This window comes from Halobacillus salinarum (assembly GCF_022919095.1).
GTDB classification, from domain to species: Bacteria; Bacillota; Bacilli; order Bacillales; family Halobacillaceae; genus Halobacillus_B; species Halobacillus_B salinarum.
In genome coordinates, this window is record NZ_CP095073.1 from 3,357,116 (window position 1) to 3,378,203 (window position 21,088).

Annotated in this window: 25 protein-coding genes and 2 pseudogenes; 9 read left to right on the plus strand and 18 right to left on the minus strand. The window is 42.6% G+C overall.

Annotated elements, in window-relative coordinates; genetic code table 11:
* Positions 1 to 70: 70 nt before the first annotated feature.
* From MUN89_RS17415 to MUN89_RS17430, 4 genes are all read right to left on the minus strand, one after another.
* Positions 71 to 628 (minus strand): cob(I)yrinic acid a,c-diamide adenosyltransferase, encoded by a 558-nt coding sequence (locus tag MUN89_RS17415; protein ID WP_244709007.1) that lies wholly within the window; start codon positions 626 to 628, stop codon positions 71 to 73.
* Between the two features lies 1 nt (position 629).
* Positions 630 to 1,583: a D-2-hydroxyacid dehydrogenase gene (locus MUN89_RS17420; protein ID WP_244709008.1), complete on the minus strand. Its 954-nt coding sequence runs from the start codon at positions 1,581 to 1,583 to the stop codon at positions 630 to 632.
* Positions 1,584 to 1,683: 100 nt separating this feature from the next.
* Positions 1,684 to 2,154 carry a thioredoxin-dependent thiol peroxidase gene (gene bcp, locus MUN89_RS17425; RefSeq protein WP_244709009.1) on the minus strand — a complete coding sequence of 157 codons (471 nt, stop codon included), beginning with the start codon at positions 2,152 to 2,154 and terminating at the stop codon, positions 1,684 to 1,686.
* A gap of 67 nt (positions 2,155 to 2,221) precedes the next feature.
* Positions 2,222 to 2,632: a potassium channel family protein gene (locus tag MUN89_RS17430; protein WP_244709010.1), complete on the minus strand. Its 411-nt coding sequence runs from the start codon at positions 2,630 to 2,632 to the stop codon at positions 2,222 to 2,224.
* Positions 2,633 to 2,784: 152 nt separating this feature from the next.
* On the opposite strand from MUN89_RS17430, the gene MUN89_RS17435 reads away from it, so the two are divergent.
* On the plus strand, positions 2,785 to 2,913 hold the full coding sequence (locus tag MUN89_RS17435) for a YjcZ family sporulation protein (protein ID WP_396266045.1): 129 nt from the start codon (positions 2,785 to 2,787) through the stop codon (positions 2,911 to 2,913).
* A 136-nt stretch (positions 2,914 to 3,049) separates the two neighbouring features.
* On the plus strand, positions 3,050 to 4,345 hold the full coding sequence (locus MUN89_RS17440) for a glutamate-1-semialdehyde 2,1-aminomutase (protein WP_244709011.1): 1,296 nt from the start codon (positions 3,050 to 3,052) through the stop codon (positions 4,343 to 4,345).
* A gap of 228 nt (positions 4,346 to 4,573) precedes the next feature.
* Here MUN89_RS17440 and MUN89_RS17445 read toward each other — a convergent pair whose 3' ends face one another.
* Positions 4,574 to 4,750: a hypothetical protein gene (locus tag MUN89_RS17445; protein ID WP_244709012.1), complete on the minus strand. Its 177-nt coding sequence runs from the start codon at positions 4,748 to 4,750 to the stop codon at positions 4,574 to 4,576.
* Between the two features lie 180 nt (positions 4,751 to 4,930).
* Here MUN89_RS17445 and MUN89_RS17450 point away from each other — a divergent pair, with 180 nt between their 5' ends.
* The gene (locus MUN89_RS17450; RefSeq protein ID WP_244709013.1) at positions 4,931 to 5,989 is read left to right on the plus strand and encodes an FUSC family protein; all 1,059 of its coding nucleotides are present in this window, start codon (positions 4,931 to 4,933) and stop codon (positions 5,987 to 5,989) included.
* 57 nt (positions 5,990 to 6,046) lie between these two features.
* Here the strand turns inward: MUN89_RS17450 and MUN89_RS17455 are convergent.
* The 4 genes and pseudogenes from MUN89_RS17455 to MUN89_RS17470 form a co-directional block, all read right to left on the minus strand.
* A pseudogene (locus MUN89_RS17455) lies at positions 6,047 to 7,818 on the minus strand (ABC transporter ATP-binding protein).
* A gap of 63 nt (positions 7,819 to 7,881) precedes the next feature.
* On the minus strand, positions 7,882 to 8,409 hold the full coding sequence (ntdP, locus tag MUN89_RS17460; protein ID WP_244709014.1) for a nucleoside tri-diphosphate phosphatase: 528 nt from the start codon (positions 8,407 to 8,409) through the stop codon (positions 7,882 to 7,884).
* A gap of 204 nt (positions 8,410 to 8,613) precedes the next feature.
* The gene (locus MUN89_RS17465; protein ID WP_244709015.1) at positions 8,614 to 8,796 is read right to left on the minus strand and encodes a gamma-type small acid-soluble spore protein; all 183 of its coding nucleotides are present in this window, start codon (positions 8,794 to 8,796) and stop codon (positions 8,614 to 8,616) included.
* A gap of 153 nt (positions 8,797 to 8,949) precedes the next feature.
* The gene (locus tag MUN89_RS17470) at positions 8,950 to 10,011 is read right to left on the minus strand and encodes a C40 family peptidase (protein ID WP_244709016.1); all 1,062 of its coding nucleotides are present in this window, start codon (positions 10,009 to 10,011) and stop codon (positions 8,950 to 8,952) included.
* Positions 10,012 to 10,322: 311 nt separating this feature from the next.
* Here MUN89_RS17470 and MUN89_RS17475 point away from each other — a divergent pair, with 311 nt between their 5' ends.
* Positions 10,323 to 10,547, plus strand: a complete 225-nt coding sequence (locus MUN89_RS17475; protein ID WP_244709017.1) for a cytosolic protein — start codon at positions 10,323 to 10,325, stop codon at positions 10,545 to 10,547.
* Here the strand turns inward: MUN89_RS17475 and mutY are convergent.
* Positions 10,537 to 11,625, minus strand: a complete 1,089-nt coding sequence (gene mutY / locus MUN89_RS17480) for an A/G-specific adenine glycosylase (RefSeq protein WP_244709018.1) — start codon at positions 11,623 to 11,625, stop codon at positions 10,537 to 10,539. The two genes, MUN89_RS17475 and mutY, sit on opposite strands and share 11 nt — an antisense overlap.
* A 60-nt stretch (positions 11,626 to 11,685) precedes the next feature.
* On the opposite strand from mutY, the gene MUN89_RS17485 reads away from it, so the two are divergent.
* Positions 11,686 to 12,690 (plus strand): metal-dependent hydrolase, encoded by a 1,005-nt coding sequence (locus MUN89_RS17485; protein ID WP_244709019.1) that lies wholly within the window; start codon positions 11,686 to 11,688, stop codon positions 12,688 to 12,690.
* 33 nt (positions 12,691 to 12,723) lie between these two features.
* On the opposite strand, the gene MUN89_RS17490 is transcribed toward MUN89_RS17485, so the two are convergent.
* The gene (locus MUN89_RS17490) at positions 12,724 to 12,990 is read right to left on the minus strand and encodes a YfhJ family protein (protein WP_244709020.1); all 267 of its coding nucleotides are present in this window, start codon (positions 12,988 to 12,990) and stop codon (positions 12,724 to 12,726) included.
* Positions 12,991 to 13,104: 114 nt separating this feature from the next.
* On the opposite strand from MUN89_RS17490, the gene sspK reads away from it, so the two are divergent.
* Together sspK and MUN89_RS22120 are read left to right on the plus strand one after the other, a co-directional pair.
* On the plus strand, positions 13,105 to 13,281 hold the full coding sequence (sspK, locus tag MUN89_RS17495; protein ID WP_244709021.1) for a small, acid-soluble spore protein K: 177 nt from the start codon (positions 13,105 to 13,107) through the stop codon (positions 13,279 to 13,281).
* Entirely contained in the window at positions 13,271 to 13,417 is a 147-nt protein-coding gene (locus tag MUN89_RS22120; RefSeq protein ID WP_396266047.1) for a YpzG family protein, read from the plus strand. The genes sspK and MUN89_RS22120 overlap by 11 nt, the downstream gene beginning before the upstream one ends.
* A gap of 309 nt (positions 13,418 to 13,726) precedes the next feature.
* Here MUN89_RS22120 and MUN89_RS17500 read toward each other — a convergent pair whose 3' ends face one another.
* Positions 13,727 to 14,053: a YfhH family protein gene (locus MUN89_RS17500; RefSeq protein ID WP_244709022.1), complete on the minus strand. Its 327-nt coding sequence runs from the start codon at positions 14,051 to 14,053 to the stop codon at positions 13,727 to 13,729.
* Between the two features lie 80 nt (positions 14,054 to 14,133).
* Here MUN89_RS17500 and MUN89_RS17505 point away from each other — a divergent pair, with 80 nt between their 5' ends.
* The gene (locus MUN89_RS17505; RefSeq protein WP_244709023.1) at positions 14,134 to 14,793 is read left to right on the plus strand and encodes an SDR family NAD(P)-dependent oxidoreductase; all 660 of its coding nucleotides are present in this window, start codon (positions 14,134 to 14,136) and stop codon (positions 14,791 to 14,793) included.
* 97 nt (positions 14,794 to 14,890) lie between these two features.
* Here MUN89_RS17505 and MUN89_RS17510 read toward each other — a convergent pair whose 3' ends face one another.
* The 4 genes and pseudogenes from MUN89_RS17510 to glcT all read right to left on the minus strand — a co-directional run bounded on the left by MUN89_RS17510 (position 14,891) and on the right by glcT (position 18,380).
* Complete coding sequence (locus MUN89_RS17510; RefSeq protein WP_244709024.1) at positions 14,891 to 15,157, minus strand: phosphocarrier protein HPr; 267 nt, start codon at positions 15,155 to 15,157, stop codon at positions 14,891 to 14,893.
* 25 nt (positions 15,158 to 15,182) lie between these two features.
* The gene (locus MUN89_RS22125; RefSeq protein WP_396266120.1) at positions 15,183 to 15,800 is read right to left on the minus strand and encodes a PTS sugar transporter subunit IIA; all 618 of its coding nucleotides are present in this window, start codon (positions 15,798 to 15,800) and stop codon (positions 15,183 to 15,185) included.
* A pseudogene (gene ptsG, locus MUN89_RS17515) lies at positions 15,777 to 17,218 on the minus strand (glucose-specific PTS transporter subunit IIBC); the annotation flags it as partial. The pseudogene ptsG and the gene MUN89_RS22125, both read right to left, overlap by 24 nt.
* A 319-nt stretch (positions 17,219 to 17,537) precedes the next feature.
* Positions 17,538 to 18,380 (minus strand): glucose PTS transporter transcription antiterminator GlcT, encoded by an 843-nt coding sequence (gene glcT / locus MUN89_RS17520; protein WP_244709025.1) that lies wholly within the window; start codon positions 18,378 to 18,380, stop codon positions 17,538 to 17,540.
* A gap of 182 nt (positions 18,381 to 18,562) precedes the next feature.
* Here glcT and MUN89_RS17525 point away from each other — a divergent pair, with 182 nt between their 5' ends.
* Positions 18,563 to 19,354 (plus strand): HAD family hydrolase, encoded by a 792-nt coding sequence (locus tag MUN89_RS17525; RefSeq protein WP_244709026.1) that lies wholly within the window; start codon positions 18,563 to 18,565, stop codon positions 19,352 to 19,354.
* Positions 19,355 to 19,393: 39 nt separating this feature from the next.
* On the opposite strand, the gene MUN89_RS17530 is transcribed toward MUN89_RS17525, so the two are convergent.
* Positions 19,394 to 20,155, minus strand: coding sequence for an NUDIX domain-containing protein (locus tag MUN89_RS17530; RefSeq protein ID WP_244709027.1), 762 nt, complete (start codon positions 20,153 to 20,155; stop codon positions 19,394 to 19,396).
* Between the two features lie 93 nt (positions 20,156 to 20,248).
* Positions 20,249 to 21,058 carry a recombination regulator RecX gene (gene recX, locus MUN89_RS17535; protein ID WP_244709028.1) on the minus strand — a complete coding sequence of 270 codons (810 nt, stop codon included), beginning with the start codon at positions 21,056 to 21,058 and terminating at the stop codon, positions 20,249 to 20,251.
* Between the last annotated feature and the right edge of the window lie 30 nt (positions 21,059 to 21,088).

Genomic DNA, 21,088 nt, shown 5'->3' on the forward strand with positions numbered 1-21,088 from the left:
AAATTAGAATCTTTATAATTAGTGTAACCTGTTTATGAAGGGATTGTCAATAAAAGTTAAACGGAAAACGTTACACATCAGGGTGCAGAGGCAGCTCATTGCCTCCTAGCTGATGATTGATATATCTTGCTGCTACAAACAGCAAATCAGACAAACGATTCAAATAGGAAACGACCAGCGGATTAACCATCTCCTCACCGAGGGCAACCGCTGTTCTTTCCGCTCTCCTGGCCACAGTCCTTGCTAAATGAAGGCCTGCGGATGCTTCGTTTCCTGACGGTAGAATAAAATTCTTTAAAGGCTGAAGCTCTTTATCCCATTTGTCGATCAGATTTTCCAAATGGTCAATATGCTCTTTCTTCAGCTGCCACGTTACATCTTTTCCTTTCGGCGTTGCAAGCTCTGCTCCCACGTGGAACAGGATCGTCTGAATCTTGTGCATCGCATTCAGGAATTCATCTTTTCCTTCCCACTCTTCCTTATGCAGGTGGCTGATGGCAAGCCCGATGGCTGAGTTTGTCTCGTCGCATGTCCCGTAAGCTTCCACTCTCAGATCATTTTTAGCTACACGCTCTCCATAAATAAGCGAAGTTTTACCTTTATCCCCAGACCTAGTATAAATTCTCATGTTAATACCCCCGTTTAGGATCAATTAAATTAACGAGCTGAGATTCTCCTTGTACATAGCGCTCGAGATTCTCTTCGAAAATATCAAACCCTCTCGGAATGTATTGCGGCGAATGACCGGAAATGTGCGGGGTAATGGTTATATTTTCTTCCTCCCAGAAAGGATGGTCTTCTGGTAGAGGCTCTTGTTCAAATACATCAAGAACCGCATGAGAAATTTCCCCTTCCCGGACTGCAAGTAAAATATCGTCTGAAGCAACGAGATCTCCCCTGCCCATATTTAGAAAGATACAATGTTCCGGCATGAGCTGGAAGTGTGCAGCGTTCAATAAGTATTTCGTCTCTTCCGTACTCGGCAGAACCGCTACTACAAAATCAGCCTGCGGAAGCTGATCGCTCAACTCATCCACTTTATGTGTTTCATCAAAGTGGGGCTTCGCTTCCCCTGACCTGGATATCCCGATCGTTTTCATATGAAACGCTTGAGCAAGTCTCGCTGTCTCCTGGGCAATCGCGCCTGTACCAATCAATACCATAGTCCGGTGATTAATTTCGTTAAAGGTAAGGCTGCGTCCCCAATGATGCTTTTGTTGATTGGCATACATCGCTTTAGCTGAACGAGAAGCCTGCAAAAGCATCGAAAGCGCGTATTCAGCCATAGGTTCTGCGTGAATTCCCCTGACGTTTGTTACGGTAATGCCTTTTCTTTCGATTATTTCAAACGGCATCTTATCTAGCCCTGCAGACAGCACCATAACCCACTTCAGGCGTTCTGCTTTCTTAATCCTTTCGCTTCCCAGGTCTTCTCCATATGTAATAAAAACGTCTGCTTCGGGTAAATGATGCTCTGCCTCTTCAATGCCTTCACAAAATAAAAATTCAACGCTGGAAAATTTATCAGTTAAACGTTTCTGGATATGCTCGGGTACTCGTTTAATTGCTGAGACAACTTTCATCTTTTTCCCTCCTCTTTTTTCTATCATAATGATTATTCATGAATTACTCAAAAGAATCGTTTAATAAATAAGCCCTGACCTAAGCCAGGGCTTAACCAATTCAGTTTAATTTTTCTCGAATATAATTCAACGCAGCTTCCACGTGGCCTTCCACTTTTACTTTACGGAACTCTTCAGATAAGTTGCCTTCCTTGTCGATGATGAACGTAGACCGTTCAATGCCATAATATTCCTTGCCGAAATTTTTCTTCAGCTTCCATACCCCGTACTCTTCGGCTACTTTGTGATCTTCATCAGCAAGAAGCAGAAACGGAAGATCGTGCTTGTCAATAAATTTCTCATGGCTGGCCACTGGATCAGGACTGACCCCAAGAATGACTGCGTCTACATCCGCAAAGCTCTCGTGCTTATCACGAAAATCACAAGCCTCCGTTGTGCATCCCGGAGTCATATCTTTCGGGTAAAAATAGAGCACGACGTTCTTGCCTTTGTAGTCAGATAAGGATACGTTTTCGCCATTGTTTGCAGGTAGCGTAAAATCTGGTGCTTTTTTGCCTGTTTCAACTGTCATACCTAAAAAATCCCTCCTAATCAATATGTATCTCTAGCGTACCTTATCTATCCGCAAAGTGCCAACCTTAGCTATTTTGCTTATTGGCACTCCATACTTTCATCACTAGAGCAGCAGGCAGGGCATATCCTATCATCGCCTCGAACAACGCGATCCATCTCCCGAAGCCAAGCGGAAGCAAATCTCCGTAGCCTACCGTAAATAAGGTCACCCCGCTGAAATACATGCTCCTCGATAATTCTTCCCACCATAGGAGCGGTTTGGTTTCTGCAGGATCATGAAAGATTTCGAGACCAGCTGTGGCAAGCATACTATACACGATTCCGAATCCCACTGTAATAATGGTGTAGAGAAGAATGACCGACAAAAACAAGTGAAAAGAAAAGATCTTCTGTTCCATTTCCAAAGAAATAAAAATCTGCCGCAGGCTGAATGTAATGACCAATAGTGAAAAAATCAAAAGAAGATATGGAATCATTGGCATGCCCCTTTACTGAGAAAAGAAGAAAATTTCTAGTACTAGCCCCTTCTACCTTTTATGTCCATGCCGATGATTTTATGCCGGATTTACCCTACCCCACCCTACTCTTTCCGCACAACTAGGCAGATGCACATTCACGACCTAGACATTTGACATATGATGTTGTAAATCGAGGAAGGGGGGGAAATGAAATGAGTTACGGATATGGTAGAGGCTTTGCTCTAATCGTTGTTCTTTTCATCCTTCTAATTATCGTTGGTGCTGCGTACGTTTGGTAAACTTTAATTATATAGATGAAAAATACTCTCCTGCTCTAAAGCAAGGAGAGTTATTTTTTGTTCAAGATTTCACTAAAGGACCGTTGTCCATGCTACAATGGGACATGAATGCTTGAACAACTGGAGGGTAGAAAGAATGAATCACACACAATCCGAACACTTATATACAGAAGCCCAGCGCCATATTGTCGGCGGTGTGAATTCTCCATCACGTGCCTATAAAGGAGTTGGCGGTGGAACCCCTGTCTATATGGAAAAAGGAAAAGGTTCACGTTTTTTTGATGTGGATGGCAATGAATACATTGATTACTTAGGGGCTTATGGGCCAATTATTACTGGACATGCCCACCCTCATATTACGGAGGCCATTACAACGGCCGCACATAACGGCGTGCTTTACGGAACGCCGACCAAGCTCGAAAATACCTTTGCCAAGATGTTGAAAGACGCCATTCCTTCCCTTGATAAAGTACGCTTCGTCAACTCAGGGACTGAAGCGGTAATGACGACGATTCGAGTAGCCAGGGCTTATACGGGACGGAATAAAATCATTAAATTTGCCGGCTGCTACCACGGCCACTCTGACCTCGTACTCGTCGCTGCCGGTTCCGGCCCATCTACCTTAGGGACACCAGATTCTGCCGGAGTACCTGCATCCATTGCACAAGATGTAATTACGGTGCCTTTTAACGATATCGAATCTTTTAAAAAAGCACTCGATCGTTACAGCGACGAAATCGCTGGAGTCCTCGTTGAGCCGATTGTAGGAAATTTCGGGATCGTGGAACCCGCCCCTGGTTTTCTGGAAGCTGTTAATGAACAGGCACATAGTGCCGGAGCTTTAGTGATTTACGACGAAGTGATTACAGCTTTTCGGTTTACCTATGGCAGTGCCCAGCAGCTCGTTGATGTGGAGCCGGATATGACAGCGATGGGTAAAATCATTGGCGGGGGGCTGCCTATCGGGGCCTACGGGGGCCGCGCAGATATCATGGAGCAAGTCGCTCCACTCGGCCCCGCTTATCAAGCCGGCACCATGGCTGGGAACCCCGCTTCGATGTCAGCAGGGATCGCTTGTTTAGAAGTGCTTCAGCAAGAGGGAGTATATGAAGAACTGGACAGGCTTGGCAGCATGCTTGAAGAAGGTATTCTTCACCATGCTGAAAGGTATCAACTGCCAGTAAAAATCAACCGCCTAAAAGGAGCACTGACCGTTTACTTTACAACCAGTGAAATCACTAATTACGAACAAGCAGAACAAACAGACGGAGAACAATTTGCCCGCTTCTTCAAATTAATGCTTGCAAAAGGTATTAATCTTGCGCCTTCTAAATATGAAGCTTGGTTCCTGACCACAGCCCATACTGATAAGGACATTCAACAAACACTCAAAGCAGTGGAAGAAACATTTGCGGAAATGGCTCAACTCTAAAAAATGAACCCGGAGTATCTTCTCCGGGTTTTTTGTATGGAAATTTCCGTTAAACCATTGCGAAAAAACGATACCTATGCTATTATATATTCATAATTCTGAAAATTCCCACGAATTATGATCATTGTTTTCATTTCTTTCCCTTTTCATAGGCTCAGATTATCGTCTGCTGCCTCCTTCCTCTCGAGGAACGGACTATTGCTGCGTGCAATAGTCTCTTTTTTTGTTTTAATAAAGTGGGTGCAGAATAAAAACCCTCAGTAAACAAAAGGAAGAAACAGCCCCCGGGAGTGTCCCGACGTTCTTAAAGAGCTCCGGCACGCTGCGTTCCATATCTTTGCTCCCTTCTTTGTTAATCTCTTCTGCCATTAATGAAACCCTCCAAACGAGAATAATTTCATCCAACCTTTATATGCAATCTGCCACTGGTTGAATTCTTTTACATTCCTTATTACCTGTGCTAAATTTTTGCTACCAGGTTAACAATAATGAACTCAAGGGTACGTAAAAAAATGTATCCCTTTCTCAAGGAACTTGTTATATAATAATTGGCGTTAATGCTATTTTTGAAGGATGATGTTGCCTATGAAACTCGGCGCCCGCATGATGAAAACAGGGTTAGCTGTTGCTGTAGCGTTGTATATCTCAGACTTACTCCCTTTTGTTTCTCCATTACTCGCGGCCATCGCGGCTGTTTTTTCTATCCAGCCGTCAATCTATCGCTCGTACCAATCGATCATTGAACAGATTCAAGGGAATACCATCGGCGCTTTAATTGCTGTCGTTGCGGTATTTACACTTGGTAATGATCCATTTATTGCTGCGTTTGCGATTATTGTAGTTATCGGCATTACGACGAATTTAAAAATGAATGAAAACACGATTTCGCTGGCAGTCGTTGCGGTCATAGCTTTAATGGATACAACAGACTTAACCTTTATTCATTTTGCTTCAGCTAGATTCTCCTCGATGCTCCTCGGGATTCTGGCTGCTTTCGTCGTCAATCTTGTGTTTGTACCGCCAAAATATGAAACCCGTTTGTTTAGAAAAATTGACGTGTCCACTACAGATATATTGCAATGGCTTAGAGTAACGACCCGGCAGCTGTCTGATCAGCCTGCTTTGAAGTATGAAATTACCAGAATTCAGGATGACCTCCGCTGGATTGATCATACCTATCTCCTGTATGAAGAAGAGCGCACTTATTTCAAAGGCAGCCGCTTTTCAAAAGGCAGGAAGCTCGTCTTGTTCAGGCAGCTGATTACGACGACAAAGAAATCCTTCGATGTCGTCAAAGCATTCTACCGCTTAGAGCATAAGATCGAGCAGATTCCGGACGAGTTCCAGGATGCGCTGGTAGGCGAACTGGATAAGCTTATCAATGCTCACGAAAAATTAGTACTCAGCTTAAAAGGAAGGATAAAACAGACGCATAAGCAGTCATTAAGACAAATTGAAGAACCCGATATTCCGCTGCTTGTCGACCGGCTGATGCACGTGTATGAAGAAACCAACAACCCTGACAAGCTTGTCTTTCTTCCTTTAGCTTCCCAGCTGATGGAATACTATTATCAATTAGAAAAGCTGAAACGGTTATTAAAAAGTTACCAGACTCACCATAAAGAAGATTATATTAAGACTTAAAAAAAGGAGCCTTGAATAAGGCTCCTTTTTACTTTATATTTTCTCGTTAAGGATTTGTTACGTCCCTAAATATTCTTTCTTATCATCATCAAGCTGCTGAACCTGATAAAGATTGTAGTAATTTCCCTGCCGGCTCATCAGTTCTTCATGAGGACCGGCTTCTACAATCTCTCCGTTTTCGATTAGGACAATACGGTCGGCATGAGTAATGGTCGCCAGGCGGTGAGCGACGATGAAAGTCGTTCTGTCTGAAGCAAGTCTTTCCAATGCTCCTTGTATGAGGCTTTCACTCTCCAAATCCAGTGCAGACGTTGCTTCATCTAACACGAGCAGCGGTGGATTTTTAAGAAATACACGCGCGATAGCTACTCGTTGTTTCTGACCTCCAGAAAGTTTTACTCCCCTCTCCCCCACTAGAGTTTCATACCCGTGAGGCAGATTCATAATGAAATCATGGGCATTTGCGGCTTTGGCTGCTTCAAACATTTCTTCATCAGTCGCATCAGGATTGCCCATTTTAATATTCATGGCAATGGATTCACTGAACAAGATGTTGTCCTGCAGCACCATACCGATTTTATCCCGCAGCGTACGGGCTTGCACTTCACGAATGTCCTGCCCATCGATAAGAATTCGGCCGTCAGTTACATCATAGAACCTGGGAATGAGGCTGATCAATGTAGATTTACCTCCTCCGCTCATGCCTACGAAAGCGATCGTTTCCCCTTGCTCAACCTCAAGGCTCACGTCGTTTAATACGAGCGGCTCTTCCTCATCATATCTAAAGGAAACGTGCTCAAACGTGACGTTTCCATCCACTTTATCCAGAGGCTCTGCATTTGGTTTATCCTGAATATCATAATCTTCATCAAGAAATTCAAATACCCGGTCCATGGACGCAATCGACTGAGTGAGTACGGTGGCTGAGTTCACCAACCGGCGTAAAGGATTATAAACCCTGTCCATATAGCCGACAAAAGCGACCATGGTCCCTACAGTAAGATTCCCTGTAATCACCTGGTACCCGGCAAAAGTGACAACGAGCAAAGGCGCTAAATCCGTAATCGTGTTCGTTACCGAATAGGTGTAAGCATTCCAATTCGTATGAGTAATCGCCTTCCTTAAAAAGTTTGTGTTCTGCTTATCGAATTGTTCCTGCTCATAATCTTCAAGTGCGAAGCTTCGAATAACAGGGACACCCTGCACTCGTTCATGGAGATGCCCTTGGACTTGGGCAAGCGCCTGAGAACGGTCACGCGTTAACTTTCTCAGCCGGGCATAAAAGTACTTCACGGCAAATCCGTAAAAAGGAAAAAGAATCACTGAGACGAGGGTCAGCCACGGATCCATCGTCAACATAATGATGACCGCGATGACAATGGTTATCATATCGAGCCAAATGTTCATTAATCCTGTAATTACAAATGTCTTTGTCTGTTCCACATCATGAATCACGCGGGAAATGATTTCCCCCGTTTTCATTTTTGAATAAAATTTCAAACTCAAGCGTTGAATGTGGTCAAACAATTTATCTCTCACGTCATATAAAATGTGACTGCCGATCCATTGGGCCATATACTGTCGGATGTATTCAACAGGGGACGAAGAATCATAAATACTAAAAACGCGCCGCCCATTAAAAGCAGAAGATGGTCCAGTTTTTCCGACTGGGCAAGCGCATCCTGATTAATGATATCATCGATGACATATTTAATGATTAAAGGCATTAATAAAGGAATAGAAAACTTAATGATTCCAATGAGCACTGTAATCAAGATTTTACCCTTATATGGTTTTACAAAGCTTAAATATCTGCGGATACTATCCAATTGACTCACCTACTTTCTTCAACCCACAATCAATGCGCACTTCTCAGAAGTGCGCATTCCCAATTAACGATAAGTTAAGTAACGCTCATACCACTGGTCTATAAATTCAGGAGAAAACGGTCCTTTACGCTGCCTTATCCATCTGACCAGGGTGTCAATATTATTGTAAAGAATTCGATCCAGGACATGCGGGTAATTCATTTCCTGTTTATGCTGAGCATATTCATCCTCATCAAGCAGCTTAAAGGTCATATCTGGGAAAACTTTCACGTCGAGGTCATAATCGATGTATTTAATCGCTTCCTCTTCATATATAAACGGCGAACTGATATTACAATAATAATAAACCCCGTCATTTCTCAGCATACCTATAACATTGAACCACTGCCTTGAATGAAAATAACAGATGGCAGGCTCCCTGGTTATCCATCTCCTCCCATCACTTTCCGTGACGGTTGTGCGATCATTGGCCCCGATAATTACATTTCTAGTACCTTTTAATACAGTAGTACTATCCCATATGCGGTGAATTTTTCCATTATGTTTATAACTTTGTATTTCAATTCTTTTTCCAGACTCTGGGCCGGGCATGATCTCCCCTCCCTTGCTTTATTCCGTAGCTTTATCTTCTGTCTATTATAACGACAATTTTTCTGGAATGAAAACATTTAGACTGGTGATCTCGTCTATATATATGAAAAGAAGCCGCCCAAAGTTGGACGACTTCTTAGAAATTCGGGGGATTGATACAGGCTAATTAAACAGCCTGACAAGCCTTACCAAATAATCCAGACGTTATTTTTTCTTAGCCTGAGATTTTTGGTTTTGCTCACGCACTTGTTGTGCATCAGTTTGAGATGCAGCTTCAGTACCATACTGTTGTTGGTTTTGCTTTTGAGCAGCTTGTTGGTTTTGTTGCTTAACTTCCTTAGCGTTTGTACCAGCAGCTGTTTTGTTTTGTTTTGGTTGCTTAGCCATGATTATCACCTCCGCAAAAATTATTTTGTACAGGTATTTAAAATTTCATTCAAAAAACCTTTAATTTTTTCTTGCACAGCATAATCACTTGGTGGAAAGCGCAAAATAAAAAGACGCTTCATGAAGAAGCGCCTTTGAAAGCTTTTATTTAATTTAGAAGCGTTTCGCTCCGATATATCTAGGACTCCAATAAGGATTGGAAAGTGAACTGATTTCTACTCCGCGGGAAGAACCAGCGTGAATGAATTGGTTACCTCCAACGTAGATACCAGCGTGGGAAGCACCAGGCTTGTACGTTTCAAAGAAAACAAGGTCTCCAACTTGAAGGCTGTTGCGGCCGACTGAAGACAAACGATTGTCTGCATAAATAGCCGCTGTTGTTCTTGGAAGGTTCACGCCTTCTTTTTGGAATACATAGTTAATGAAACCACTGCAGTCAAACCCGGACGGAGAAGTTCCACCCCAAACATATGGAGTTCCCATTAGTTTTTTAGCTTCTTGGATCAATCCGGAGTTTGAAACTCCAGAATTTGAGGAACTACTATGATTAGAACCGCTTGAATGGCTGCTTCCAGAGTTGCTAGTACTTTGTGTAGCTTCACCTTTTACGCTCAGGCGCTGCCCAACGTAAATCGTGTTACTTGATAGGTTGTTCCAACTTTTAATGCTGGATACGCTCACGCCGTATTTATTAGAGATGCCCCAAAGTGTATCACCGGATTGAACGACATACTCACTTCCGCTTGCATTTGAAGAATGGGAAGAATTTGAAGAATGACTGCTTTCCTTCTTAGAAGAAGATTGAACTGATTTACCGTTAATTGTCAGTTTATCTCCAGTAATAATAAGGGAAGAATTCAAGTTATTCCAATCCATCAAATTTCTAACAGATACATCGTATTTACTAGCGATCGCAGAAAGTGTATCACCAGATTTAATTGTATATGTACTGCCTGAAGTTGAATGGCTGTTTGAAGACTTATGATTTGAAGAATCTTTACTTACAACTAAATTTTGACCTACGTAAATAATATTGCTGTTAAGACCATTCCAGGATTTCAGTTGGGATACAGAACCGTCAAATTTATGGCTCAGGCCCCAAAGTGTATCGCCAGGCTCTACCTTATGAGATTCATCCGCGAATACAGTTCCTCCCCAAAGTGAAGCTCCAACAATCGTCCCACATACAGCAGTTGCCATTTTTTTCTTATTCATATTATAAAATCCCTCTCTTTATATGTACTATGAAAATTATTTTACTCTCCCAAATCCACCTACGAAATTTACTCTGCTTCCTATTATTCATAAATTCGTTTTTATTGTAAATAGTCCCAAACTTAAACAAAAGTCTACAAATCTCTTAAAACTATTGTCATAACAGGGCTGAAAAGGTTTCGTTACAGTTACATTACAGTTTCGTTACATCCTGTATATGGTAGTTTTATAGGTTTATTTACCTCTTCAATGAGATGAACGTATATTTCACTGGTTGTTACACAAAGTAAAGAGGTAAAGGAGGGATTTTCATGTATGCTGGGCGGGATATGTCCGAATTAACGATGGAGTCGAAGGAGAAATGGCAGGACAAGGAGCTAGGCTATTTTCACTATGCCCTCTCTCAGGCAGCTCCCTTTTTAAACGAAGAAGGGACGACTTTATTACGAGAAATTAACAATGAAATTAAGCGCCGCGGCGGGCTTCAGATGAAGGAAGCCCATTGGGACAGCGGCACTCATTCCGTTACGGATTAATATGTTTATGGATTTTTTGATGAGAGACTGGAAACGGCAGCTCGAAAATTTTTTTAGAGTCGACAAATTCTGCCCTTTCCCGATCAAGCTCTCCACCAGTTACAACAGCAGGAACGACTTGCATTTCCCAAATCAAGTGTGAAAAAACGTGTTTTACTTTATCAATGGATTCCCCTATTTCAAGGGTAAGCCCGTATTCTCCGTAAAACCAAGTTCGTACATCTGCCTCGTCCACATCAGTGAGCGGAACCATTGGATACTGCCACATGGAAGCGAGAAGACCTTGGTCGGGCCTTTTTTCCACTAATACTTCACCGCTTTCATTTTGAACGAATAGTGTAACGAAGGGAAGCTTTTTCTGTTTCTTTTTCGAAGACTTGACAGGGAGCTCAGTTTCAATACCTTCTGAGAAGGCTCTGCATTGCTCCTGTACCGGACACAAAAGACACGATGGGCTTTTAGGGGTACAAATTAACGCCCCAAGCTCCATCATACCCTGGTTGAAGGAAGAGGGATCACTTTTGGAAATGAGCCTGTAAACCATAGCTTCAAAAAGTTTCCTCGTGCTTTGTTTTGCAATGTCATCCTCCACTTTAAGAATTCTCGACAGTACTCTCATCACATTCCCATCAACCGCTGGCTCCGGAAGATCATACGCAATACTGAGGATTGCTCCTTTAGTATAGGGGCCGACCCCTTTAAGCTTTCCTAATTCATCAGGATCACTAGGTACAATCCCTCCATACGCCTCAACGACTTCACACACAGCGTTTTGCAAATTTCGCGCACGGGAATAGTACCCTAAACCTTCCCAGGCTTTTAACACTTCCTGTTCGTCTGCTTCTGCCAACGCTTCAGGAGTAGGGAATTTTGTTAAAAAATTATTAAAATACGGAATTACAGTATCAACTCGAGTTTGTTGGAGCATAATTTCTGATATCCAGACTCTGTAGGGATCTTGGTTATCTCTCCATGGCAACGTTCTCTGCTCCGTCTTAAACCAGTTGATCAAAGAATCTCTAAACTTATTTTCGTCAAAATCTTCAACAATATGCTGAACTCTCTGCTCATTCTTCATCTTTCATCATCCTTCGTGATAAACTACATTTGTACGGTCAAGCCAAAGGAGGAAGCGGTAATGGATACAGGTACACACGTCGTAATGGGAGTGGCGCTCGGAGGACTTGCAACACTTGACCCAGCCATCCAAGCGGATCCAGCGTTATTTAACGCCGTATTAGTGGGAACGATGGTCGGTTCACAAGCTCCCGATATCGACACAGTCCTGAAGCTGAAAAACAATGCCATCTACATTCGGCATCACCGGGGAATCACACACTCAATACCTGCTGTCATCCTTTGGGGATTGGGAATTCCAGCGCTTATTTATTTGTTTGTGCCGGAAGTAAATTTTCTTCACTTGTGGTTATGGAGCTTTCTGGCTGTCATTATTCATGTTTTTGTGGATATATTTAATGCCTATGGGACACAGGCTTACCGGCCTTTCACTAACAGGTGGGTCGCATACGGCTTCATCAATACATTTGACCCTTATATTTTCACGATGCATTTAGCCGGTATCGTCGCCTGGAACTTAGGTGCCGATCCAGGTTTATTGTGGCTCGTCATCTATTTTGTTATTGCCTTGTACTATGTTAAACGATATTTTGATAAACGTGAACTTGTCCGACTTATCCATGAGCATTTTGATCCGGTAGAACAAATCGCAACGTCACCGACGCTGCAGCAGAACGTGTGGAGAATAGCTATAACCACGCCAACGAATTACTACGTCGGCCGTGCAGAGAATGGACACATTACCATTCTGGATGAATTTGTGAACAAACACATTGATTACGAAGATCCTGTCATCCAAAAAGCGTTGACAGATCATAACATTAAAGCCTTTTTGTCCTTTTCTCCTGTCTACCGTTATGAATTGAGCTACTTTGATGAATACACGGAAGTTCGTTTTATTGATTTACGTTATCGTTCGAAAGGGCGCTACCCGTTCGTTGCTCTTGCGCAAATCGATGATGAGCATGGGGACGACATGAAAATCCTGAATTCTTATACAGGATGGGTATTTACAGAAGAAAAACTGCAAAGCAAACTCGGACCGATGGCAAATTCGAAAGGATAACAAAAAGCCGGCTGCTTTTAGCAGGCGGCTTTTCTAATGAGTGCGTCCTTGGTCTTCAAAAAGCTTTTTGTACTTTGGATTTGTCGCTATATATTCATGAAGCTTCGGTCCGTAAAAATCAATCCATTGCGTAACAATCTGCTCGGTGACCTGCTTTCCTTGATACTCATGTCCTGCCTTGGCGCGTGTGGACTCAAAATCCTCCCACAGCAGTTCGATCCAGCTTCTGGCCTGGTCAATATCCAAATGAGAATTCTTTTTATACAGCCTTTCCGCCAGGCGTGCAAAAATTTCCTCCATATCAAAGATCACCTCGTTCTTCCAATGATTACACCTCCATTGTACCACATAGAAAGGATGGATCAGCACACACTATAAATGTCTCCTCATGAGACACGTTAAGGAGGGTATCCAATGCGAAATAAAGCAAAGAACTTTCCTAATGTTAAAATGTCCCATTCCCCTGACGATCAAAGCGAACATTTAGCTTTACGTCCAAACGGGACTATTAATAATCGCCCTCAGGAGCGGGCCGCCCATTCCAGAGAGCGCGATATTAACCAGCTGGGGAGGAATAAGCGTGGGTCATAACAAATCAAGACCAATCGCAGAAACTTCCCAGAAACCTCATCGCGGACCTAAACACTTGAGTAATTTGGTGAATGGAGAAACAGAATTAACCCAATCTGACCAGATCACCAAAGTGCAAGTTAAAAAACGGTCCTAAACGAAAGAGCGTCTCTTCTAAAGAGGCGCTCTTTTTCTTCGTTATTGAATTTAGCGGAAATTGGGATGATTCGGTGATATTGATTATTTTGGGTGAAACAAGATTGATTCGGGCGATATTGAGATTAATTCAGCGGAATCAGGTTTTTTTCAGCGATAACGAGATTTATTCAGCGATATCAGGTTTTTTTCAGCGATAACGAGATTTATTCAGCGATATCACAATTAATCAGTCAAATAGAATGAATTCAGCGATCCACTAAATTTTAAGGAAAAATGAATTCAGCGAAACCAAACATCCCCTCTGCCTTTACTCCAGTAAAGCAATAGGGAGGGCTTCCTCTTCCCCGCTCTTCCGCTCCTCTTCTTTCGGATTAAACCGGTAGCCCCAGGCAAAAATGCCATTCATGTATTCAATATAAAATTTGTGCTCGGGATCTCCATCAATTCCATAAATTTCTCCTGCTTTAAAATCGGTTGGGTCGAGCATATAAGATTTTGCCATGATAATCTTTCTCTCATGCACGGCAAACTCATTGACCATCCCCAGTTGTTCTGCTTTCTGAGCTTTTTCGGTCAGTTCAGCAATTTCAGATCTTAATTCCTCTGTGGTGTACTGGCTGTATCTTCGTTCCATGATGATCCTCCTAATCATTTCGTTCTATTTTACATTCTATCAAGGATTCTTCACAATAGAAAAAGTAAGGAGTTGAGATAATGGGTAATGTGCTAATTACAGGAGCGGGATCAGGACTCGGGCAAGCCTTAGCGGAACAGTACGCGAAAGCCGGTCACACGGTCTATTTAGCTGGACGCACCGAACGAAAACTACTCTTAGTTCAAAAGGAATTACGGGAAAGCGGAAGCAAAGCGGAAGTCTTAATTTGCGATGTCTCAGAGCCAGCTTCCGTGGAAGAGTGCTTAAAGCAGCTGGAGTCCATCGATATCCTCATAAACAATGCAGGAATCGGTATTTTCGGCGACCTTGCTTCCTACCGCAAAGAACAAATGGACCAAATGCTTCACACAAATGTATTAGGAACGGTTCTGATGACGCAAATGGCTCTTCCTAAGCTTAAGCTTGCAGAGGGCAGAGTGCTAAATATTATTTCCACAGCAGGACTGCGCGGAAAAACAAATGAAAGTGTGTACTGTGCAAGTAAATTTGCCGTCCGCGGGTTTACCGAGAGCCTGCACAAAGAATGGGAAAACGAACCATTATCTGCGACCGCCGTATATATGGGCGGCATGAACACACCTTTTTGGGATGAAAGTGACCACGTAAAAGATCCTTCCGGAATGAAAACCCCAGACGTAGTTGCTAAGCAGATTTTTCAGGAAGACGACCGCCGTGAAGCGATTTATATCGATCGATAACGTACCATTTAAAAGGGATTCTCTTTCAAGGACTCATTGAAGGAGAGTCTTTTTTTATGAAAAAAACCGGCCCCATAAGGACCGGCTTAGCTTGGATTTACTCTCCCAAGCCTTCTTCTTTTGTCTTCGCAACAACAGCTTCAATCGCTTCCTGCTCATCAGAGCCTTCCGCTGTGAATTTAATTTCTGCCCCATTAGGAATACCCAGGGACATAACCCCCATAATGGACTTCATGTTGACTGATTTGCCATTATACTCAAGGTTGATTTCTGATTGAAACCGGCCTGCCACTTGGACAAGAGCGGTTGCTGGGCGTGCGTGGACACCGTCTGCTGAAGTTATTTTCATCGTTTGTTCTGCCATGTTCTTTCTCTCCTTCATATTTCTATTAATTTGCTATCTCAATTATATCTGGATCGTTAAAATTCACTTCACCAGAGGCTTTCACCTGAACAGATTGACCTTCATGGAGGTTGGTAAACACGATAGGAGTGACTGTAGAAGCTGCATGCTTCTCGATATAGTCGAGATCAACTTCCATTAGTGCTTGTCCTTGTTTTACTTCATCCCCTTCAGAGATCAAGGAAGTAAAGCCTTCCCCTTTTAAACTTACAGTGTCAATGCCGATGTGAACGAGAATTTCCATACCGTTCTCTGCTTCGAGACCGATCGCGTGTTTAGTTGGGAATACATTAAGAACTTTACCATTAACCGGCGAAATAATTTTACCATCTTCCGGTACAATTGCAAAGCCGTCTCCCATCATCTTACCAGAAAACACTTGATCCGGCACCTCAGTAATCGGAATGACTTTTCCTTTAATCGGACTCACAAAGGACAAATCCCCGACTGTAATAGGTGTTTCTGCCTTTTTCACATCGTTCACCATTTCTGCTGTATCTTCGTTGGCACGAGGTGTTTTTCCATCAATGATATCCTGCATCTGCCCGCGTAGTGTATCCGACACAGGGCCGAAAATGGCTTGAATATTGTTACCGACTTCCATAACGCCGGAAGCGCCAAGCTTTTTCAAACGGTTTTTATTGACTTCGCCTTTGTCGTTAACAGACACACGAAGACGGGTGATGCAGGCATCCAAATGGGAAATATTCGACTGTCCACCCATAGCTTCTAAAATTTCAAACGGAAGATCACCGACTTCTCCTTGATCTTCGCTGTCCTGAGCCTCATCCTCACGTCCTGGAGTAGCCAGGTTAAACTTAAGAATTGCCCACCTGAATCCAAAGTAATAAATGACAGAGAAGCACAAGCCTACAAGGATGACCCACCACCATTCGGTACGGTTTGGCATAACACCGAATAAAATAAAGTCAATCAAACCACCAGAGAAGGTCATGCCTATTTTCACGCCAAGAATCTGCATCACCATAAAGGATAGACCTGCAAAAATAGTGTGAATTCCGAATAACACAGGGGCAACAAATAAGAACGAGAACTCAATTGGTTCAGTAATCCCAGTCAGGAAAGAAGTTAGTGCTGCGGAAGCCATAATCCCTCCCACTACTGCTTTCCGCTCTGGTTTTGCTGTATGGTAAATAGCCAGAGCAGCGGCAGGCAGCCCAAACATCATGAATGGGAATTTTCCTGTCATAAACGTTCCTGCTGTGAAATCGACGCCATCTTTTAATTGTGCAAAGAAGATCGCCTGGTCTCCACGGACTGCTTCCCCAGCTGCGTTTGTATAATTACCAAACTCAAACCAAAACGGACTGTAGAAAATATGATGAAGCCCAAACGGAATCAGAGCACGTTCAATCACACCGAACACAAAAGCTGCCACTGTGCGGTTTGTATCCAGCATCAAGTGCGATAGTGCGTTTAAACCATCCTGGGCATATGGCCAGAACAGGTGCATAATAATTCCTAAAAATAATGAAGCAAAAGCTGTAATAATCGGAACGAAACGTTTTCCCGCAAAGAACCCAAGAAATTGCGGCAGTTGAATATTAAAGAAACGCTTATACATGGAAGATGCGAGGATCCCAACAATAATTCCCCGAATACTCCTGTTTGCAGAGTAGGAATTCCAAGTACATTTGCAAAAGCAGGATCGGAAGTCATGTTAGCATCAATTCCGCCAAGAACCCCCATAACGACATTCATAATTAAGTAACCGATAATTGCTGCCAGGCCGGCTACACCGTCTCCCCCGGCTAAACCAATAGCAACCCCTACGGCAAACAGTAATGGCAGGTTGTCAAAAACTATTCCTCCAGCCTCAGACATGATTTGAAGCAGCAGTTGTACCCAATGGGTTCCAAAAAAAGGAACCTTTTCTACAAAACTATCCTGGGCAAAGCTCGTACCAAAGGCAAGCAGAATCCCCGCTGCTGGTAAAAGGGCAACAGGAAGCATTAAAGCTTTACCGACTTTTTGCAAAGTTCCAAAGGCATTTTTGAACATGTAATTTCCTCCTTATGCAATGATTTGTGAGCAGTGACAGAAAGCTCTGTAAATTATCAGATAAATAAAACGGTTTCATTTTTATCCTAAGGGACGGACAGCTTCCATCAGCCGATACGGATAAGCCATAAATTTTTGCCAGTGACGATCAGAAAGCTGGAAATTCACCCTGGATAAATGACCACATACCTACCGTAGGGCATTAAAAAAGGCATGAGCATCAAAGATTCTTAAGCTATACATAAGGGTACACTTCTCCCTTAGGATAACTATAAAATCTTCCGATACTCATGCCTGATCGTGTCAGTAACACGTAACGTTAGGATTTATGTGTCAACCGCTGCAAATGAATGGTTAAATAAATGGCTTCCGATTCATCTACAGGCTTATTCAACTGTTTTTGCATCACTTTTATTAACTTCCATGCCAAATTGTAGCACACCGGGTACTCTTCTTTCAACATCTTTGCAAGCCGAATCTCATCGCCAATATTTTCCTCTTGATAAACACGGTCAACAGCCCGGTGCAGGTGTTGGACGAGGCGGTGGTAATCAACACTGTGCTTATCTATGGTGATTCCCATTGTGTCCTCTACTAGTTTAACCATCTGGGTAATCAGCTGATTATGGCGGTTGATTTCCCTTAACGTCTTATCCGTGACCGCACTATGAATATGGAGGGCAATAAACCCTACTTCGCCATTTGGAAATTGGATCCCCATTTTGTCGTACACCATCGTAACCACTTCCATAGCGATTTGGTATTCTTTAGGGTAGAGCGACTCGATTTCCAATAAAAATGGGTTGGAAAACTGCATATTCTGTTTGGCCCGGTTTATGGCAAATGCCAGGTGGTCTGTCAGAGCAACGTGAATATGTTCATTCAGCTCCTGGCCCATACGCTGTTCGATATGAATGAGGATATCGTTCATAAAATCAATTAAGCTTTCTTCGATGTGAGGCAGCAGGTTCATATATTGTTCTTTTTCTTTTTCACTGCTTAACAGAAAAGTCTTATCTGCTTTGTTTAAAGAGATTTGGTCTTTCTGCTTTCGGTTAAATCCAATGCCCTTGCCAATAAGGACCACTTCCTGATAGGAAGGGTGGTCTGCGATCACAACATTATTATTTAATACTTTTTTAATAGTCACTTGCTGTTCCATGCTGAATAGCCTCCACTACATTTCACCTGGGTCATGGTGAGTCCTCATTCATCTTTATCCTATCTTCCTTCAGTTATTTTTACAAGCCGGTCTCCAAGCAAACCGATTATTTTGCACGAAAACGCTTACGTATTATACAATCTTTAAAGTGTTAAAACAACTGTTAGAAAGGGGGATTCCCAATGATTAAGCTGTTTATCAGTGATTTGGACGGAACCCTGCTTGGAATGAACCACACACTTAAGAAAGAAGATGTGACAGCCATCCAAAAGCTGGTGATGAATAATGTCCAGCTTGCTGTTGCGACAGGGAGAATGGATCACGAAATCAAAGAAATTTTAAAACGCATGGGAGTCGCAGGGCACCGCATCAGCCAAAATGGAGCCTTCATTTATGACCGCGAAGACACCCATATTCATTCTAAAACTTTTGAAGGCAGTCTTGCTCGAAAAATCATGACTGAAATCGAACCTGAGCCTTTAATAAAAACCGTTTCGACTGCTGACAAAACGTACTCTGCTGAGCACAATGAGTGGATTGAGCTTATTTCTGAACAGCTGCTGCATGACGTTATTATTCACCCGAAAATGGCCGAGGAATTTGGTACAACGATTGCTCCCTCAAAAATTACTCTTCATGGTAAGGAACACGATGTAATAGAAGCTTACAAACGTATTGATCAGCGCTTTGGCAATGATTTGGACAGCTTCATTTCCCACGAGTCTTGTGTAGATATTATGCCTAAATCAATCAACAAAGGTAATGCCATCCTTTCTTTGTTAAGTAAAATCGGAATACGACCTGAGGAAACCGTTTGTATTGGAGATTCATTTAATGACATCTCTATGTTTGAAAATATTCCACACAGTTACGCGATGTCAACAGCCCACCCTGAAGTCCAGCAGAAAGCTGCAAAGGTTGTCGATCACGTTCATGAAGCTATAAAAGATTTAGAAAATCAAGGACTCATTTAAAAAATCCGCTTGCGTTAGACATCAACGCGAGCGGATTTTTTACCATTCCATCCGGTGAAGCAGTTCATATGGGCGGACTTGGTAACTTTCCATAGATATTCCTTCATTTGTTTGAGCATCGGTCACGCGGATTTTGAAATTTTCTCTTGTAATCCACTGCAATAAATTATCGTCTGTTAAGGATTGAAAGCGGACATCTTCCGTCTCTCCCGGATTCACCCTTAATTCCCCAGATTGATAAGTACCTTTAAAAACGATACAGACAATTCCTTGCGTAAGATTTTGATAGATCCCTGTCAGCCCTGTAATGGTCACATTTACACCGGTTTCTTCAAGAATCTCTCTATGAATGGCTTCTTCCAAAGTTTCGCCTTGCTCCATGCGTCCTCCCGGCAGTTCATAGGTATCGGGTCTGTGTTCATTTTTCACTAGGAGCACTTCACCACTTGCATTGGTTATATAACCAGATACAGATACAATGTGCTTGGAAAAATGATACTCCCCTGTCGCTTCAAGAAAGTCTTCCTTTGAGTCAATAAATAAATTTCCCAGCTCATTTCTTTTTTTCTGAGCTTTTTGATGGAGTTCGGACTGACGGATTTTTTCCATGATTTTTTCGTAGTGCTCATAAGAATCATATTCCCAAATGGCCGTTATTTCCGTGTGGTCAAGTGTAGTATATCTTCCGACAAGTCTTGCCCCATGACCAAGCTGATTAGGAAGGAGATACTCATGGAAGAACTGGGTAAACCGCTCGTACAGTTCCGGATTAATCGTATAAGTTCTCTTTCTATAGATCATCACTGATCCTCCCATAGTTCTTTTGTCATAGTGTATAGTATACACTAATCTGTTCGGTATAACAGTGTATTTTCCTTTTTTTCGGCAAGACTTTTATTCGTCACATTTTTCTTCAATAAACCGATCAATGACCTCTCTGTCGAACCCTTTACGGTATAACCCAGACTTCACTTTTTGTTTTAACTCGAATCCACTGTACTTCCGGGCGTGTTTCCTCAACAGCTTCTCTCCCTGAAACTCAGCAGCCGTCCATTCCGAATCTTCATCTTCACCGGGCAGGTTGGCGAGCACTTCCTGAATGACTTCTCCCTTAAATCCTTTTTGAGCAAGGTTTTGCTGAATGGTCTGTACGAGCTGTTTAAATGATTTCCTTGCCTCAGATTTTGCTTTTTTTTCCGCAAATTTCATCGCCTTCTCATACTGCTTATCATACGGATAATACTGAAGGGCTTCCTCTGCCTGAGAGACGTGTATACCTTTTTCCTGCAGTTCTTTCTTTACAAGCAAGGGACCTTTGCTTGATGTATTTACACGAGTGCGCACTAAAGAATTGGCGAATTCCTGATCATCAAGCAGCTGATGATCCTTTAACCGCTCTACGACTTCGTCCACGTGCTCCGACTCTACTTCTTTTTTATGTAAATAATCACGAATCTCTTTTTCAGAGCGCATCCGGTAGCTTAAATAGTTGAGTGCAAGGGTAAAGGATTTATGAACGTCATCCGTTTGGATTAAGGCTTCGATGGTCGGCTTATCTAACTCCATGTTTTTCTGGAGCCGGTATTTGACGAGGACATCTTCATCGACACTGAAACCATAGTCCTCCCCATCCCCATAATCCAAGTAGATGTTATAGCGGTTCTTATGCTTTTTCTGCGTAGTAATACGAGTTATTTTAGCCATTTGCTTCACCTCTTTCCTCTATTTTAGCAT

Coding starts and splice junctions, on each gene's coding strand:
- MUN89_RS17415 (WP_244709007.1), bottom strand. CDS start 628: ATGAGAATTTATACTAGGTCTGGGGATAAAGGTAAAACTTCGCTTATT.
- MUN89_RS17420 (WP_244709008.1), bottom strand. CDS start 1,583: ATGAAAGTTGTCTCAGCAATTAAACGAGTACCCGAGCATATCCAGAAA.
- bcp (WP_244709009.1), bottom strand. CDS start 2,154: ATGACAGTTGAAACAGGCAAAAAAGCACCAGATTTTACGCTACCTGCA.
- MUN89_RS17430 (WP_244709010.1), bottom strand. CDS start 2,632: ATGATTCCATATCTTCTTTTGATTTTTTCACTATTGGTCATTACATTC.
- MUN89_RS17440 (WP_244709011.1), top strand. CDS start 3,050: ATGAATCACACACAATCCGAACACTTATATACAGAAGCCCAGCGCCAT.
- MUN89_RS17450 (WP_244709013.1), top strand. CDS start 4,931: ATGAAACTCGGCGCCCGCATGATGAAAACAGGGTTAGCTGTTGCTGTA.
- ntdP (WP_244709014.1), bottom strand. CDS start 8,409: ATGCCCGGCCCAGAGTCTGGAAAAAGAATTGAAATACAAAGTTATAAA.
- MUN89_RS17465 (WP_244709015.1), bottom strand. CDS start 8,796: ATGGCTAAGCAACCAAAACAAAACAAAACAGCTGCTGGTACAAACGCT.
- MUN89_RS17470 (WP_244709016.1), bottom strand. CDS start 10,011: ATGAATAAGAAAAAAATGGCAACTGCTGTATGTGGGACGATTGTTGGA.
- MUN89_RS17475 (WP_244709017.1), top strand. CDS start 10,323: ATGTATGCTGGGCGGGATATGTCCGAATTAACGATGGAGTCGAAGGAG.
- mutY (WP_244709018.1), bottom strand. CDS start 11,625: ATGAAGAATGAGCAGAGAGTTCAGCATATTGTTGAAGATTTTGACGAA.
- MUN89_RS17485 (WP_244709019.1), top strand. CDS start 11,686: ATGGATACAGGTACACACGTCGTAATGGGAGTGGCGCTCGGAGGACTT.
- MUN89_RS17490 (WP_244709020.1), bottom strand. CDS start 12,990: ATGGAGGAAATTTTTGCACGCCTGGCGGAAAGGCTGTATAAAAAGAAT.
- sspK (WP_244709021.1), top strand. CDS start 13,105: ATGCGAAATAAAGCAAAGAACTTTCCTAATGTTAAAATGTCCCATTCC.
- MUN89_RS17500 (WP_244709022.1), bottom strand. CDS start 14,053: ATGGAACGAAGATACAGCCAGTACACCACAGAGGAATTAAGATCTGAA.
- MUN89_RS17505 (WP_244709023.1), top strand. CDS start 14,134: ATGGGTAATGTGCTAATTACAGGAGCGGGATCAGGACTCGGGCAAGCC.
- MUN89_RS17510 (WP_244709024.1), bottom strand. CDS start 15,157: ATGGCAGAACAAACGATGAAAATAACTTCAGCAGACGGTGTCCACGCA.
- MUN89_RS22125 (WP_396266120.1), bottom strand. CDS start 15,800: ATGGAAGTCGGTAACAATATTCAAGCCATTTTCGGCCCTGTGTCGGAT.
- glcT (WP_244709025.1), bottom strand. CDS start 18,380: ATGGAACAGCAAGTGACTATTAAAAAAGTATTAAATAATAATGTTGTG.
- MUN89_RS17525 (WP_244709026.1), top strand. CDS start 18,563: ATGATTAAGCTGTTTATCAGTGATTTGGACGGAACCCTGCTTGGAATG.
- MUN89_RS17530 (WP_244709027.1), bottom strand. CDS start 20,155: ATGATCTATAGAAAGAGAACTTATACGATTAATCCGGAACTGTACGAG.
- recX (WP_244709028.1), bottom strand. CDS start 21,058: ATGGCTAAAATAACTCGTATTACTACGCAGAAAAAGCATAAGAACCGC.